The organism is uncultured Flavobacterium sp. (assembly GCF_937967675.1).
Classification (GTDB): Bacteria; Bacteroidota; Bacteroidia; order Flavobacteriales; family Flavobacteriaceae; genus Flavobacterium.
The window spans coordinates 1-15360 of sequence record NZ_CALBSN010000081.1 but is presented as its reverse complement, the minus strand read 5'-3'; the positions used below and the strand labels follow the sequence as shown (position 1 = coordinate 15360).

The window sequence follows — 15360 nt, the reverse complement described above, 5'->3', positions numbered from 1 at the left end:
TCGAAACTCCAGAAGGTGATTTCATTGGAATCCGTCAAAAAATGTTCTTATCGCATTCATATGACCATAGAGTAGTTGATGGAGCATTAGGAGGAAGTTTTGTGAAACGTGTAGCTGAATATTTAGAAGCTTTTGATGTAAACAGAGATTTCTAATCTGAGAATAATTTATAAATGTAAACCCGATAGTTTTAAAAGCTATCGGGTTTTTCTATCTTTGTCACATATAAAATCGCTATGGAATTAAAATTAACACGCCCTATCTGCTTTTTCGACCTTGAAACTACTGGAATTGATGTAGCAAGAGACCGAATTGTAGAAATCTCAATATTTAAAGTATATCCAAACGGAAATAAAGAAAGTAAAACTTGGTTGGTAAATCCTACCATTCCCATTCCGCCACAAACTACAGCGGTTCACGGAATTACGGATGAAAAAGTAGCAAACGAGCCAACCTTTAAGGAATTAGCATCTCAAGTTCATAATATGATTAAAGATTCGGATTTGGCTGGATTTAATTCGGATCGATTCGATATTCCACTTTTAGCTGAAGAATTATTACGTGCAGAAGTTGATTTTGATATGAAAAACCGAGTTTCTGTTGATGTTCAAACGATTTTCCATAAAATGGAAGAACGTACTTTAAGTGCGGCTTACAAATTCTATTGCGGACAAAGTTTAGAAAATGCTCACAGTGCTGAAGCGGATACGATGGCAACTTACGAAATCTTAAAAGCGCAATTGGATCGTTACGAGAATTTAGAAAACGATATGAAATCGTTAGCTGAATTCACAACACGTAAAAAATCAGTTGATTTTGCTGGATTTATTGCTTTAAATAATGAAGGTAAAGAAATTTTTACCTTCGGAAAGCATAAGGGCGCTTTGGTAGAAGAAGTTTTTGATAAGGAACCAGGTTATTTCGGTTGGATTCAAAATGCTGATTTTCCTTTGTATACTAAAAAGGTTTTGACAGGAATTAAATTGAGAAAGTTAAATACTAAATAAAGTGATTAGTGAAAAGTAATTAGTGAATAGTCGCTAATTACTTTTCACTACTTACTAATCACTAAAATTATGAAAATAATCTGTATTGGACGCAATTACGCTGACCATATTTCGGAGTTAAACAATGAAAGACCAACAGAACCGGTTATCTTCATGAAACCGGATTCTTCTATTTTACCTAACAAAAATCCATTTGTGATTCCTGCTTTTAGTAATGATATTCATCATGAAGTGGAGGTATTGGTCAAGATTTGTAAAGTAGGAAAATATATCGATACTAAATTTGCTCATAAATATTATGAAGAAATTGGTTTAGGAATTGATTTTACAGCCCGAGATGTGCAGAATAAGTTGAAAGAGAAGGGTTTGCCGTGGGAGAAAGCAAAAGCATTTGACCATTCAGCGGTAATAGGAAACTTTACATCGAAAAAAGATTATTCTTCATTGGAAAATATTAACTTTGAGTTAAAATCAAATGGAGTAATCGTTCAAGAAGGCAATACAAATTTAATGTTGTGGAAAATAGACGAGTTAATTTCGTATATTTCTCAATATTTTACATTAAAAATAGGAGATATAATTTTTACAGGAACTCCTAAAGGTGTTGCTAAGGTAACGGAAGGAGATGTTTTAGAAGGTTTTATTGAAGGTAAGTCGATGTTTAAAATTCAAATTAGGTAGTTATGGCATTACAATATAATTTAGCGAAAGTGTATGAAATCTCGGAAAATGATATTGAATTTGCTTTGCAGATTGTTACTTTGTTTTTAGAAGAGGTTCCGGCTGAAATTAAATCTATAAAATGTGCAATAGATGATAAGGATTATGCAAGAACCTATTCTTCATGTCATAAAATTAAACCTACTTTAGATCTGTTAGGTATGGATTTGGCTTATGAAGAAAACCTTCAGATAATGGCTTGGACTAGAGTTGAAGGAAAAAGAAAAGAAATTAAAGAAGTTTTCAAATCCTTAAAGGAGAGAATTGATTTGGCGGTTAAAGAAATTAAAAAAGATTTCAAACTGTAAGATTCTTATTTTAAAAAATTCCCCAATTTATAAATATTTAAAATGAAAGCTGCTATAGTCACCATTGGCGATGAAATTCTTATTGGCCAAATTATTGATACAAACTCTTCTTATATTGCAAAAGCCCTCGATAAAATAGGGATTGCAACGTATGAAATGGTATCCATTTCTGATGAAAAACAACATATTTTAGATACGTTTCATTCGCTTCAAAATAAAGTAGAAGTTGTTATTGTAACGGGTGGATTAGGACCAACAAAAGATGATATTACCAAAAAGACTTTTTGTGATTATTTTAAGGATACTTTGGTGGAAAATGAAGCGGTTTTAGTTCACGTAAAATCTATTATTGAAGGAATTTATAAGCGACCAATTACGCAAATTAATAGAGATCAAGCATTAGTGCCAACCAAAGCAAAAGTACTTTTTAATCAAGTAGGAACGGCACCTGGGATGTGGATGGAAAAAGAAAATACGGTTTTTATCTCTTTGCCTGGAGTTCCTTACGAAATGAAATATTTAATTGATAATGAGGTAATTCCAAATTTGGTTCAAAAGTTTGAACGTCCATATATTGTACATCAGACTATTATGACATATGGTCGTGGTGAAAGCATGATTGCAGAGCAAATTGAGGAATGGGAAAATAATTTACCTGATTTCATTAAGTTGGCTTATTTGCCAAGCCCAGGGAAGGTTCGTTTGCGTTTAACGGGAAGAGGAACAAATGAAGAAGTTTTAAAAACTGAAATAAAAAATCAGGTCGAAAAACTCGATTTATTAATTCATGATATAATTGTAGGTTATAATGAAGACGATTCAATAGAAGTAGTCTTAGGAAGATTAATGACCGAAAAAAGATTAACAATTTCAACAGTAGAAAGTTGTACTGGCGGAAAAATTGCAGCAACTTTATCAGCCGTGCCTGGAGCTTCAAAATATTTTAGAGGAAGTGTAGTGAGTTATGCTACTCAGGCTAAAATAGATGTTTTAGATATAGATGAAAATTTGATTATAAAACATGGAGTAGTAAGTTCTGAGGTAGCTTCTGAAATGGCTAAATCGATTCAAATAATGATGAATTCTGATTATGCAATCGCTACTACAGGAAATGCTGGACCCACAAAAGAATCAGGTGGAGCAGAATTAGGAACTGTTTTTATAGGAATTGCTACTCCTGATGAAGTTTTTGTAGAAGAATTTAACTTTGGGCAACCTCGTGAAAAAGTCATTGATAGAACGATAGGTAAAGGTCTTGAATTAATTTATAAAGAAATTTTAAAAAAATAGCAAAAGATAGTTGTGTATATGAAATGGATTTCGTTTCTTTGCACCCTGATTTTAGATAACGAAATAAAGATTAGAAATAATGTCAAGAGTTTGTGAACTTACAGGTAAAAGAGCGATGGTTGGAAACAATGTTTCTCACGCTATGAATAAAACAAAGAGAAAATTCTCTGTTAACTTAGTTAAAAAACGTTTTTATATTCCTGAAGAAGATAGATGGGTAACGTTGAAAATTTCAACTGCTGCTTTAAAAACGATTAATAAAAATGGAATTGCTGCTGTATTGAAAAATGCAAAAGCTAACGGATTTGTTAAATCTGTATAATCCTTAAAACATAGATCAAAATGGCAAAGAAAGGTAATAGAATCCAAGTTATTTTAGAATGTACAGAGCACAAAACTTCAGGAGTTCCTGGAACATCTCGTTACATTACTACAAAAAATAAAAAAAACACTCCAGATAGATTAGAGATTAAAAAATTTAATCCAATCTTAAAAAGAGTAACTGTTCACAAAGAAATTAAATAAGATAAGTCATGGCAAAGAAAACCGTAGCAACTTTACAAACAGCTTCTAAAAGATTAACTAAAGCTATCAAAATGGTTAAGTCTCCAAAAACTGGTGCTTATACTTTCGTTGAATCAGTTATGACTCCAGAAGAAGTTGATGAATTCTTGAAAAAGAAATAATTCATTTTACACTATATAGATAAGCTACTTTCGTTTGAAAGTAGCTTTTTTATTTTTACATTTGTCAGATAAATAGATTCAAGTAAAAAAATCACAATCTATAAAAGCTTAAACCTTAATTTTAGTATGAGTTTTTTTAAAAAAATATTTTCTTCCGATAAGAAGGAACAAGCTATAAGTGAAGAGGCAAAACAAACTTTAGACAAAGGATTAGAGAAAACAAAGACATCGTTTTTTTCGAAGCTTACTAAAGCTGTAGCTGGAAAATCGAAAGTGGATGCGGAGGTTTTAGATAATTTAGAGGAAATTTTAGTTTCTTCTGACGTAGGAGTTAATACCACATTAAAGATTATAGAGCGTATTGAAGAACGTGTTTCAAGAGATAAGTATCTTGGAACTGATGAATTGAATGGTATTCTAAGAGAAGAAATTGCAGGTTTATTATCAGAAACTAATTCAGGTGAAGCAACGCAGTTTGAAATTCCAGCGAATACAAAACCATATGTAATTATGGTGGTTGGTGTGAATGGAGTTGGAAAAACCACTACTATCGGTAAGTTGGCCTACCAGTTTAAAAAAGCTGGTTATAATGTAGTTCTTGGTGCGGCAGACACTTTCAGAGCAGCTGCTATTGATCAATTACAAATTTGGGCCGATAGAGTAGGTGTGCCAATTGTGAAACAACAAATGGGAAGTGATCCTGCTTCTGTAGCTTTTGATACTTTACAAAGTGCAGTCGCTCAAAATGCTGATGTTGTTATTATTGATACAGCAGGTCGTTTGCATAACAAAGTTGGTTTGATGAATGAACTTTCTAAAGTAAAAAAAGTAATGCAAAAAGTGGTGGAAAACACACCAAATGATGTACTTTTGGTTTTAGATGGTTCTACAGGTCAAAATGCCTTTGAGCAAGCAAAACAATTTACTGCTGCAACAGAAGTTTCTTGTTTGGCAGTTACCAAATTAGATGGAACTGCAAAGGGTGGAGTTGTTATTGGGATTTCAGATCAATTTCAAATCCCAGTCAAATATATTGGTGTTGGTGAAGGAATTGAAGATTTACAAGTGTTTAATAAATACGAATTTGTAGATTCGTTTTTTAAATAAGATTTACTACCGTGAAAGAACTTTTAAAATACAGAACAGTACAACTCTTTTTAGTTGCTTTGGTTTTAGCTTTAATTGCTATACCATTTGAAGGATATGATTTTATATTTTTATCTCTTCGATTAACTTCTTTTGCGATTTTTATGTATTTGTTGATTAAATTTACAAGTGGTAAAAAGAAATTAAAAAAATAAAAAATAAATGCTGTTAGTTAATAACAGCATTTATTTTTTGCCAAAATTCGTTATCAAATCCCGAAACAGCAAAGTTTGGATTAGCTGGATTAGAAGCTTCTCCCATTCTCACAATCACTAATTTTCTGCTTGGAACTACATATATTCTTTGATCTGCAGCTCCCATAGCAGCATACATTTCAGCTGGAGCATTGGAAACAATTGACCCAGAAAATAAAGTTTGACTTCCTGGTAACATGTAATTGGACTTACCATTTAACCACCACAAATACCCATAAGATGGATTAATGCTTTGTGAAGTTGAAATACTTTCATTGAAATAAGTTTGATTAATGATTTGTTCGTTATTCCATTTTCCTTTATTCATAGCTAACAAGCCAAATCGCGCCATACTTCGGGTGTTACTGTGATAAATTTTATATATAACCCCGTTATTCCAAAATCCATCCATTCCTATTTTGTTTTTTAATTTGGTATTAAAATAATTTTCAAATGTTTGACCACTAGAAGCTGCAACTACATCCATTAATTTTTGAAAAACATTGTGATATGACCAACGAGTTCCAGCGTCAGCTAAATAAGTTAGATTTGGAGTAATTACCAAATCGCTTTCATCATTAATTCCTGATGTCATGGTTAATAAATGACGAGATGTAATTAAATTTTCTTTATTTAATGGCTCGCTGGTCCATCCTGTTCCTAGATATTGTGAAACTCTAGTGTTTATGTTCAATAGATTTTCTTGTTGTGATATCCCAACTGTACTTGCTACTAATGTTTTACCAGCACTATTCCATTGCCAAGTATCATTTGCAGTGTGGCCATTAAAATAATGCTCCATAACAATTTTACCATTATGTAAAATGATAAAACCTTTGCTGTGTTTTTCTTCTAAATAATTTAGTAAGGGTTGTACTTGAGATTCATTCCACCCAAGTGATGCTACTGTTTTTGTTTCCCAAGTGGATGAACCAATAGGAGGAAAATACATTTTTTCATCAGGAATATTAGAAGACGAATCATCATTACTACAGCTCAGTAGTATTGTGAGTAAAAATAAAGGGATAAGTTTTTTCATATAAGTTTTAAAAAGATTAAACTATTGATTAGACAATAAAAATACATAATAGTTTAATTGATTTGATTTTTTAATTGTAATTTTAGACTTCAATTTTAATGTGCTTTTATGAAAAAAATATTTTTATTAATTGTTTTAACCTCAATGCTTTCCTGTAAACAAAAAATCAAAGAGGCTGATATATCTAATTTAAATGGGTATTGGGAAATCGAAAAAGTAGATCTTCCTGATGGCGATAAAAAAGAATATAAGGTAAATGAAACAATAGATTTTTTCAAAATTGAAAATAAAAAAGGCTTTAGAAAAAAAGTAATGCCTCAATTAGATGGAACTTACTTGACCAATGACCTTCAAGAAAACATATCTGTAGTTTTGGAAAACGGAGAAGCTACCCTTCAATACAAAACAAATTATGCCTCTTGGGAGGAAGAAATAATTGAACTAACTAAAGATAAATTAGTAGTTAAAAATGAGCAAGAAATGGAGTATTATTACAAAAGACCTACAAAATTTTCAGTAAAATAAGATGGCTAAGCGATTTAACGAAGAAAGTCCTATAGGTGATGTTTTGAAACAATTTATTTCTCAAAATAAGTTGGAAACAGGCATGGATGTTGTCAACGTTCGTGATGCATGGAAAAATGTAATGGGCCAAGGAGTTAACAATTATACTACCGAAATTCAATTAAAAGGAGCAACACTTTATGTTGCATTATCTTCTGCAGTTTTAAGAGAAGAATTAAGTTATGGAAAAGAGAAAATCATCAAAATGATTAATGAAGAGGTAAGAAAAGATTTGATTACCCAACTCATTTTAAGATAAAAAAATCCCGATTTCATGAAAAATCGGGATTTTATATTTAAAGGAAAGATTACTCTTTCGTTTTGCAATAATTAGAATTGCTCTCTTCCAGCAAAATGGAAAGCACCTTCAATAGCAGCATTTTCATCAGAATCAGAACCGTGAACTGCATTTTCACCAATAGAAGAAGCATATTTTTTACGGATAGTTCCTTCAGCAGCTTCAGCTGGATTTGTAGCACCAATTAATTTTCTGAAATCCTCAACAGCATTGTCTTTTTCTAAGATAGCCGCCACAATCGGACCTCTTGTCATAAATTCAACTAACTCACCAAAAAATGGTCTTTCGCTGTGTACTGCATAAAATTTCTGAGCGTCAGCTACCGTTAATTGCGTTAATTTCATTGCTACAATTCTGAAACCACCTTCAGTAATCATATTTAAAATTCCACCGATGTGTCCTTTTTCAACAGCATCTGGCTTAATCATAGTAAATGTTCTATTCGTTGCCATTTTTATCTTTTTAAATTGGGTGCAAAAGTAGCTATAAATCTTTAAACTAGAAACAATAATAGATTTTTTTTAAAGCGAATGGTTCGGGAATTTTTGTAATCCATTTTCCCGCTGTCCGCACTACACGGTAGATTGCTCCCATCGGGGCTAAAAAGCCATTTTCCGAATTCTTGCCAATTGGTTTTACAAAGTAATTACCTTAAATTCATGTTCTAAAGGCTTTAATTCTTTCAAAAGAATCGAAATTAGTACTTCGCCATGTGACACGTAAAAAGTAGCAAAATTATCTTTTCGCTCCTGTAAACTTTGCGATGGAAAAAGCGCATCTTGAATCGAAATGATTTGATCTAAACACGTATTTAAATTTCTTTTTTCAGCTTTTAGTAAGCGTCTTTCTAAAGTGTCTAATCCTTTCAATTGTTTTACTTCTTGCGCTTTTACGGCTCCTAAAAATGATTTGTCTGTTTGATTTGCTATTGTGTACAAATCTTCAAATTGTTTTTTAAGAAATGCTTTTTGTTCGCTAAAATCAATAGTAAAATTGGAATATTCTTTTGTTTTTTTATTGATTAAATCTTTTTGTTTTTGAAAAACATCATTCCAATTCAAACCTAATTTATCTAATTTTTCTTCCTGCTTTTTGGTAGCTAGTAGAACAGAATTTCGAAGTAATAAGATAGGAAACGTAACATCATTTGCTTCAAAATTAGATTTCAATTCTAACCAATACGCCAATTCACCACCACCGCCAATGTAACAAAGGTTAGGTAAAATCACTTCTTGATACAACGGACGTAAAATTACATTCGGACTAAAATTATTTGGATTATTTTCTAATTCTGTTAGTATTTCGCTTTCTGAAAAAGATAAAGAAATGTTGTTGATTGCGTAATTTCCATTTTCATAAACAATACGTTCTCTCAAATCATCTTGAATATAAAACAAGTTAATTTCTCTTGGATTTACTTGTACATTATATCGTTCTAATAAAGGAAGCGTCTCATTTACCTTTTTAAAAGAAGTTTGATGTAATAATTCTTCTTTAGCATACGGAATGAATAGTTTTTTTAGCTCTAAATCATCACCATCAACAATTATCAAACCTTCATTTTTGAACAATTCATTCGCTAAATAACGCGTTGCATCTGCTAAATTAGCATGCTCTAAGTAGGATTTTTTAAATAATTCGCGTAGGTAGTTCGCATTGTTTCCTAAGCCTAATTCATTCGAAAATTGCTCAAAAACAAGTTCCAAACCTTCAGTGTTTAAACGCCCAACAGGCCCCATACTTTCTTTGTTCCATTGAATTTTCTTGCCTTTGAAATTGAAAAAATTGATTTCATCAAAATCATGATCTTCAGTTGCCATCCAATACACAGGAACAAAATTATATTCAGGATAAGCTATTTTTAATTCCTTTGTTAGATTAATTACCGAAACAATTTTATACAAAAAATACAAAGGACCAGTAAACAAATTTAACTGATGACCAGTGGTAATGGTAAAGGTTTTTGTATCTTTTAAAAGTTTAATGTTATTTGAAGTAGTTTCAGAAACCTCAAAATTTTGATATTGATTTATTAATACTTTTACTAAAATTTCACGATTTTCAATTGGAAAATTTTTACTTTTCTCTTCCATTTGAAGATTAAAATTTTCTACTGTTGGAAATTGATTGTATAACGATTTTAATTCAGCCTTTTGGTCTAAATAATCAATGATTAGTTTTGAAAAATATCCCGAATTTTGATACGTTATACAGTCGCTTGGCATTTTTGCAAATTTTCTGCTAAAATAGTAAATTTATACATTTCCTAATCGTATTTAACAAGGAGTTAGGATTTCATAAAAAGCCTTACTTTTGCAGAAAACAAATTCATCCTTGAAAGACATTCTTTTAATCACACCGCCTTTTACCCAACTGAATACACCGTATCCAGCAACTGCCTATTTGAAAGGTTTTTTGAACACTAAAAACATTTCGGCTTACCAAATGGATTTAGGTATTGAAGTGATTTTAGAACTGTTTTCCAAAGAAGGTTTAGAACGTTTGTTTCAAGTTTCGAGTTCCAGGTTGGAGGAATTTGGAGCAAATTCACAGCGAATCTTTACGTTAAAAGATGATTACATCAAAACAATCGATTCCGTAATCGCTTTTCTTCAAGGAAAGAATCCATCTTTAGCTCGTCAAATTTGCTCTGGAAATTTTCTTCCTGAAGCCTCTCGATTTGATCAATTAGACGATATGGAATTTGCATTTGGTTCGATGGGAATGCAAGACAAAGCGAAACATTTAGCTACTTTATATCTTGAAGATTTATCGGATTTTATTGTAGAATGTGTTGATGAAAATTTTGGATTTAGTCGCTATGCCGAACGTTTGGGTAGAAGTGCAAATTCGTTTGATGAACTGTACCAACATTTACAACAAAAGTTGACTTTTATCGACAAAATCATCATCAAAATTCTGAAAGAAAGAATTGAGATAGTGCAACCTAAATTGATCTGTTTTTCAGTTCCATTTCCCGGTAATTTATATAGTGCATTCCGTTGTGCTCAATTCATAAAAGCTAATTTTACAAATATCAAAACCGCAATGGGCGGCGGTTTCCCAAATACCGAACTCCGAGAATTAAAAGATAAAAGAGTTTTTGAATTCTTCGATTTTATCACTTTAGATGATGGCGAATTACCTATTGAATTAGTTTACGATTTTGTCACATCGAGCGAACTAGAGATGCCTTTAAAAAGAACATTTCTTCTAGAAAACAATCAAGTCACATATAAAAATAACTCCACTCGCCATGATTACAAACAAAGTGAAGTAGGAACTCCTGATTATTCTGATTTATTATTAGATAAATATATTTCTGTAATCGAAGTAGCCAATCCTATGCACAGTTTGTGGAGTGATGGTCGCTGGAATAAACTTACTATGGCTCACGGTTGCTATTGGGGAAAATGTACGTTTTGCGATATTTCGTTAGATTACATCAAGTTATACGAACCCATCGCTGCCAAAATTTTAGTCGACCGAATGGAAGAATTAATCGCTCAAACAGGGGAAAACGGATTCCATTTTGTAGATGAAGCAGCACCGCCAGCCTTAATGCGTGAAGTCGCTTTGGAAATTATCAAACGTAAATTAGTAGTCACTTGGTGGACCAACATTCGTTTTGAAAAAAGTTTTACGGCTGATTTGTGTTTGTTGCTAAAAGAATCGGGGTGTATTGCGGTTTCTGGTGGATTAGAAGTGGCTTCAGACCGACTTTTAGAACTAATCAAAAAAGGAGTAACCGTCGAACAAGTTGCACAAGTAACCAGAAATTTCACAGAATCGGGAATAATGGTGCATGCTTATTTGATGTACGGCTATCCAACACAAACCATTCAAGAAACGGTGGATAGTTTGGAAATGGTGCGCCAATTGTTTGAATTAGGTGTTTTGCAAAGTGGTTTTTGGCATCAATTTGCCATGACGGCGCATTCACCTGTGGGCATGTTCCCAGAAGAATTCGGCGTAATCCCTGAGCAGAATGAAATTATGTTTGCTAATAATGATATCAATTTCAAAGACAAAACTGGAATCAATCATGATAAGTTTAGTTACGGATTGAAAAAATCGTTATTCAATTACATGCACGGAATTTGTTTCGATTACGACTTGCAAGATTGGTTCGATTTTAAGATTCCAAAAACCAAAATTCCATCGGATTACATCTATAATTGTCTTCAAAATGAACAAAATTTTACCACTAAACCCAATGCTAAAATCGTTTGGCTAGGAGGCACACCTCTAACAGAAATCTATACGAAATCGAAAAAAGTGAATAGTTGGGAAATGATGAAATTAACGTTTCATAACAAAACCCAATCTTATGATATTTCTTTAAATGCCGAAGAAGGAAAATGGTTGGTGGAAACTTTAGATAAAATTTCAGTTTTTGCTGAGAACAAAATAACTTTTTCGCAATTAAAAACCGACTTTGAACAAAAATGGGAGGATTTTGAATTGTTTTGGTATTCAAAACCCATGATGACTTTAAAACAATTTGGTTTAGTATCCTTGTAAAACCTATAGCATTTTTACAAATTTTATGAGATTTGGTATTTACGAAAACGTTTTCTTTTCGTAAGTTTACATCCACTAAAAAAATCTCATATGAGCGCAAATTATAAACTTTTAGTAAACAATTCCGCTTCGTTTGAAGTTACTGAAAACGATCTTCAAAAATTAGACGCCGTAAAGGTAGAAGCAACAAAGTTTCACGTACTAAAAGACAATAAACCTTACAAAGCTGAAATTGTTTCGGCTGATTTTATTTCCAAAAAATATACCGTAAAAGTTAACAACAACACTTATGAAGTAGCGATTTCTGGTGCTATTGATGAGTTAATCAAAAGCATGGGAATCGAACGTGGTAGAACAAAATTGGTAAACGCTATCAAAGCGCCAATGCCAGGTTTGATTTTAGAAATCAACGTTTCGGTAGGACAAGAAGTAAAAGAAAACGATCCTTTATTGATTTTAGAAGCCATGAAAATGGAAAACTGTTTCCTTTCACCAAGAGATGGAGTTATCAAATCAATTGCCGTTGAAAAAGGGAATGCAGTAGATAAAGGACAATTGTTAATTGAATTCGAATAAATAGTTTAGTTTCAGGTTTAAAGTTTCAAGTTGCTTCATTAATCGAATTTATAACAACTGAAACTTTTACACAAACTTATTTAACCTGAAACCTCAAACTTGAAACCAAAATCAAGATGAAAGAAATTAAGAAAATATTAGTTGCCAATCGAGGTGAAATTGCTATTAGAGTAATGAAAACCGCGAAAAAAATGGGAATCAAAACGGTGGCGGTTTATTCGTCAGCCGATAGAAATGCATTACATGTTAAATATGCGGATGAAGCGGTTTTAATTGGAGAAGCAACATCAAGTCAATCGTATTTACGTGGTGATAAAATTATTGAAGTTTGTAAAGAACTTGGAGTTGATGCGGTACATCCAGGTTACGGATTTTTAAGTGAAAACTCATCTTTTGCAGAAGCTTGTGAAAAAAATAACATCATTTTCATCGGACCAAAATCAAAAGCGATTGAAATGATGGGAAGTAAATTAGCAGCAAAAGAAGCTGTAAAATATTACAATATTCCTATGGTTCCAGGAACTGAAGATGCTATTACCGATATCGAAGCTGCAAAGAAAATTGCAACAGAAATTGGTTTCCCAATTCTAATTAAAGCTTCAGCTGGTGGTGGTGGAAAAGGAATGCGTGTAGTAGAGAAAGCAGAAGATTTCGTTTCACAAATGGATAGAGCTATTTCGGAAGCAACAAATGCGTTTGGAGATGGTTCGGTTTTCATTGAAAAATATGTAACCAAACCTCGTCACATCGAAATTCAAGTAATGGCAGATAGTCATGGAAATATTGTGTATGTTTTCGAAAGAGAATGTAGTATTCAACGTCGTCACCAAAAAGTAGTTGAAGAAGCACCTTCAGCAATTTTGACTCCAGAAAAACGTAAAGAAATGGGTGAAGCTGCGGTAAAAGTAGCTAAAGCTTGTGATTACTTAGGAGCAGGAACCGTTGAGTTTTTGATGGATGCTGACCATAATTTCTACTTCTTAGAAATGAACACCCGTTTGCAAGTAGAACATCCAGTTTCAGAATTAATTTCTGGATTGGACTTAGTAGAATTGCAAATTCGTGTAGCTCGTGGTGAAGCTTTACCAATGAAGCAAGAAGACTTACAAATCAAAGGTCACGCTATGGAACTTCGTGTGTATGCCGAAGATCCAATGAATGATTTCTTGCCAAACGTAGGTTTTTTAAGTACTTATAAATTACCAGAAGGCGAAGGAATTCGTGTGGATAACGGAATCGAAGAAGGAATGGATGTGCCAATTTATTACGATCCAATGCTTTCAAAATTGATTACCTACGGAAATACGCGTGAGGAATCTATCGAATTGATGATTAAGGCGATTGATAATTATTTGGTAGAAGGAGTTCATACTACTTTACCTTTCGGGAAATTTGTTATGGAGCATGAAGCGTTCCGTTCAGGAGATTTTGATACCGGATTTGTGAAAGCGTATTATGATGCTGAAAAACTAAAATCAAAATTAGATACCGAAGCCGAAATCGCAGCTATGATTGCATTTCAACAATACGTAGAAGATCAAAAAGTACTAAGATTACCTAATTAAGAGTATTGAGATAAAAGTAGTAAGAATTAAGATAACTTCTAACTTGAAACCTTAAACTTGAAACAAAAAGTAATATGGAAGATAAAATCAAAATATTAAACGATAAAATTGCTTTAGCCAAATTAGGTGGAGGCGAAAAAAGAATAGCAGCACTTCACGCTAAAAAAAGATTAACAGCAAGAGAACGTGTCGAATATTTATTAGACGAAGGTTCGTTTGAAGAAATCGGAATGTTGGTTACGCATCGCACAACCGATTTCGGAATGGAAAAAGAAATCATTTATGGTGATGGAGTTGTTACTGGTTATGGGACCATCAACGGAAGATTAGTATATGTTTTTGCTCAAGATTTCACAGTTTTCGGAGGTTCATTATCTGAAACACATGCCGAGAAAATTTGTAAAGTAATGGACATGGCAGTGAAGAATGGTGCTCCAATGATTGGATTAAATGATTCTGGTGGTGCGCGTATTCAGGAAGGTGTTCGTTCTCTTGGTGGTTATGCGGATATTTTCTACAGAAATGTTCAAGCTTCTGGAGTAATCCCTCAAATCTCAGCTATTATGGGGCCATGTGCTGGAGGAGCCGTTTATTCTCCAGCTATGACCGATTTTACCATGATGGTAGAAAACAACAGTTACATGTTCGTAACCGGACCAAACGTTGTGAAAACCGTTACAAATGAAGAAGTAACTTCAGAAGAATTAGGTGGAGCAGCTACTCATGCCTCAAAATCAGGAGTTTGTCATATTACATCTCCAAATGGTGTAGAATGTTTAGAAGATATTAAACGATTGTTGAGTTTTATTCCTCAAAATAATAGAGAAACGACTCCAAAATTGCCTTATGAGTTTCAAGATGAGGTTCGCGAAAAATTAGATACACTTGTGCCTGATAGCGCGAACAAACCTTACGATATGCACGAAGTAATCAGCGGAATTATCGATGAAGATTCGTTCTTTGAAATTCACAAAGATTTTGCCGAAAACATTATTGTTGGTTTCGCACGTTTAGGTGGAAGAAGCATTGGAATTGTTGCCAACCAACCAATGGTTTTAGCAGGTTGTTTAGATGTAAATAGTTCGATTAAAGCGGCAAGATTTGTTCGTTTTTGTGATTGTTTCAATATTCCTTTATTAGTATTAGAAGACGTACCAGGATTCTTACCAGGAACTGACCAAGAATGGAACGGAATCATCACACACGGAGCAAAATTATTATACGCATTTAGCGAGGCGACAGTTCCAAGAGTAACTGTGATTACTCGTAAAGCATATGGTGGCGCTTATGACGTAATGAATTCAAAACACATTGGTGCTGATATGAATTTTGCTTGGCCAAGTGCCGAAATTGCCGTAATGGGAGCAAAAGGAGCTTCGGAAATTATCTTCAAAAAAGAAATTAGTGAAGCAGCTGACCCAGTGGCTAAATTAGCAGAAAAAG

19 protein-coding genes are annotated in these 15360 nt (G+C 33.0%); 16 read left to right on the top strand and 3 right to left on the bottom strand.

Translation table 11 applies throughout. The features are described 5' to 3' along the window. The 10 genes from Q0075_RS05935 to Q0075_RS05890 all read left to right on the top strand — a co-directional run. On the top strand, positions 1–155 hold a 155-nt coding region (locus tag Q0075_RS05935; RefSeq protein WP_297868708.1), incomplete at its 5' end, for a 2-oxo acid dehydrogenase subunit E2. Between the two features lie 81 nt (positions 156–236). Beyond that, positions 237–1007: a 3'-5' exonuclease gene (locus Q0075_RS05930; protein WP_291108360.1), complete on the top strand. Its 771-nt coding sequence runs from the start codon at positions 237–239 to the stop codon at positions 1005–1007. Positions 1008–1076: 69 nt separating this feature from the next. Then, complete coding sequence (locus Q0075_RS05925; protein ID WP_297868705.1) at positions 1077–1688, top strand: fumarylacetoacetate hydrolase family protein; 612 nt, start codon at positions 1077–1079, stop codon at positions 1686–1688. A 2-nt stretch (positions 1689–1690) separates the two neighbouring features. Continuing rightward, positions 1691–2035: a histidine kinase gene (locus Q0075_RS05920; protein WP_291108364.1), complete on the top strand. Its 345-nt coding sequence runs from the start codon at positions 1691–1693 to the stop codon at positions 2033–2035. Between the two features lie 42 nt (positions 2036–2077). Beyond that, positions 2078–3325: a CinA family nicotinamide mononucleotide deamidase-related protein gene (locus tag Q0075_RS05915; protein WP_291108366.1), complete on the top strand. Its 1248-nt coding sequence runs from the start codon at positions 2078–2080 to the stop codon at positions 3323–3325. 79 nt (positions 3326–3404) lie between these two features. After that, a complete protein-coding gene (rpmB, locus tag Q0075_RS05910; protein WP_008253904.1) occupies positions 3405–3647 on the top strand; it encodes a 50S ribosomal protein L28 in 243 nt (80 codons plus the stop codon). A 20-nt stretch (positions 3648–3667) separates the two neighbouring features. Next, complete coding sequence (gene rpmG, locus Q0075_RS05905; protein ID WP_008253902.1) at positions 3668–3850, top strand: 50S ribosomal protein L33; 183 nt, start codon at positions 3668–3670, stop codon at positions 3848–3850. A gap of 8 nt (positions 3851–3858) precedes the next feature. After that, complete coding sequence (locus Q0075_RS05900; protein ID WP_014389076.1) at positions 3859–4011, top strand: DUF4295 domain-containing protein; 153 nt, start codon at positions 3859–3861, stop codon at positions 4009–4011. 126 nt (positions 4012–4137) lie between these two features. Beyond that, positions 4138–5118, top strand: a complete 981-nt coding sequence (ftsY, locus tag Q0075_RS05895; RefSeq protein ID WP_297868704.1) for a signal recognition particle-docking protein FtsY — start codon at positions 4138–4140, stop codon at positions 5116–5118. An 11-nt stretch (positions 5119–5129) separates the two neighbouring features. Next, a complete protein-coding gene (locus Q0075_RS05890; protein WP_291107832.1) occupies positions 5130–5312 on the top strand; it encodes a hypothetical protein in 183 nt (60 codons plus the stop codon). 13 nt (positions 5313–5325) lie between these two features. Here Q0075_RS05890 and Q0075_RS05885 read toward each other — a convergent pair whose 3' ends face one another. Further along, positions 5326–6390, bottom strand: coding sequence for a serine hydrolase (locus Q0075_RS05885; RefSeq protein ID WP_297868703.1), 1065 nt, complete (start codon positions 6388–6390; stop codon positions 5326–5328). Positions 6391–6498: 108 nt separating this feature from the next. Between Q0075_RS05885 and Q0075_RS05880 the strand changes: the two genes are divergently transcribed. After that, positions 6499–6915, top strand: a complete 417-nt coding sequence (locus Q0075_RS05880) for a lipocalin family protein (RefSeq protein ID WP_297868702.1) — start codon at positions 6499–6501, stop codon at positions 6913–6915. 1 nt (position 6916) lies between these two features. Further along, the gene (locus Q0075_RS05875; protein ID WP_297868701.1) at positions 6917–7213 is read left to right on the top strand and encodes a DUF721 domain-containing protein; all 297 of its coding nucleotides are present in this window, start codon (positions 6917–6919) and stop codon (positions 7211–7213) included. A gap of 71 nt (positions 7214–7284) precedes the next feature. Here the strand turns inward: Q0075_RS05875 and Q0075_RS05870 are convergent, their stop codons facing one another. Both Q0075_RS05870 and bshC read right to left on the bottom strand, forming a co-directional pair. Beyond that, positions 7285–7704, bottom strand: coding sequence for a nucleoside-diphosphate kinase (locus Q0075_RS05870; protein WP_297868700.1), 420 nt, complete (start codon positions 7702–7704; stop codon positions 7285–7287). A 183-nt stretch (positions 7705–7887) separates the two neighbouring features. After that, entirely contained in the window at positions 7888–9477 is a 1590-nt protein-coding gene (gene bshC, locus Q0075_RS05865) for a bacillithiol biosynthesis cysteine-adding enzyme BshC (RefSeq protein WP_297868699.1), read from the bottom strand. 109 nt (positions 9478–9586) lie between these two features. On the opposite strand from bshC, the gene Q0075_RS05860 reads away from it, so the two are divergent. From Q0075_RS05860 to Q0075_RS05845, 4 genes are all read left to right on the top strand, one after another. After that, positions 9587–11776, top strand: a complete 2190-nt coding sequence (locus Q0075_RS05860; protein WP_297868707.1) for a radical SAM protein — start codon at positions 9587–9589, stop codon at positions 11774–11776. Positions 11777–11866: 90 nt separating this feature from the next. Then, a complete protein-coding gene (locus tag Q0075_RS05855; RefSeq protein ID WP_297868698.1) occupies positions 11867–12352 on the top strand; it encodes a biotin/lipoyl-containing protein in 486 nt (161 codons plus the stop codon). A gap of 125 nt (positions 12353–12477) precedes the next feature. Then, positions 12478–13917: an acetyl-CoA carboxylase biotin carboxylase subunit gene (locus tag Q0075_RS05850; RefSeq protein ID WP_297868706.1), complete on the top strand. Its 1440-nt coding sequence runs from the start codon at positions 12478–12480 to the stop codon at positions 13915–13917. A 74-nt stretch (positions 13918–13991) separates the two neighbouring features. Then, a partial coding sequence (locus Q0075_RS05845; RefSeq protein ID WP_297868697.1) for an acyl-CoA carboxylase subunit beta occupies positions 13992–15360 on the top strand: 1369 nt, incomplete at its 3' end.

Bases quoted from the DNA above. Each gene is read 5' to 3' on its own strand.
- Q0075_RS05920 (WP_291108364.1), top strand. From the start codon at position 1,691: ATGGCATTACAATATAATTTAGCGAAAGTGTATGAAATCTCGGAAAAT.
- Q0075_RS05900 (WP_014389076.1), top strand. From the start codon at position 3,859: ATGGCAAAGAAAACCGTAGCAACTTTACAAACAGCTTCTAAAAGATTA.
- rpmB (WP_008253904.1), top strand. From the start codon at position 3,405: ATGTCAAGAGTTTGTGAACTTACAGGTAAAAGAGCGATGGTTGGAAAC.
- Q0075_RS05885 (WP_297868703.1), bottom strand. From the start codon at position 6,390: ATGAAAAAACTTATCCCTTTATTTTTACTCACAATACTACTGAGCTGT.
- Q0075_RS05855 (WP_297868698.1), top strand. From the start codon at position 11,867: ATGAGCGCAAATTATAAACTTTTAGTAAACAATTCCGCTTCGTTTGAA.
- ftsY (WP_297868704.1), top strand. From the start codon at position 4,138: ATGAGTTTTTTTAAAAAAATATTTTCTTCCGATAAGAAGGAACAAGCT.
- Q0075_RS05875 (WP_297868701.1), top strand. From the start codon at position 6,917: ATGGCTAAGCGATTTAACGAAGAAAGTCCTATAGGTGATGTTTTGAAA.
- bshC (WP_297868699.1), bottom strand. From the start codon at position 9,477: ATGCCAAGCGACTGTATAACGTATCAAAATTCGGGATATTTTTCAAAA.
- Q0075_RS05930 (WP_291108360.1), top strand. From the start codon at position 237: ATGGAATTAAAATTAACACGCCCTATCTGCTTTTTCGACCTTGAAACT.
- rpmG (WP_008253902.1), top strand. From the start codon at position 3,668: ATGGCAAAGAAAGGTAATAGAATCCAAGTTATTTTAGAATGTACAGAG.
- Q0075_RS05915 (WP_291108366.1), top strand. From the start codon at position 2,078: ATGAAAGCTGCTATAGTCACCATTGGCGATGAAATTCTTATTGGCCAA.
- Q0075_RS05880 (WP_297868702.1), top strand. From the start codon at position 6,499: ATGAAAAAAATATTTTTATTAATTGTTTTAACCTCAATGCTTTCCTGT.
- Q0075_RS05870 (WP_297868700.1), bottom strand. From the start codon at position 7,704: ATGGCAACGAATAGAACATTTACTATGATTAAGCCAGATGCTGTTGAA.
- Q0075_RS05925 (WP_297868705.1), top strand. From the start codon at position 1,077: ATGAAAATAATCTGTATTGGACGCAATTACGCTGACCATATTTCGGAG.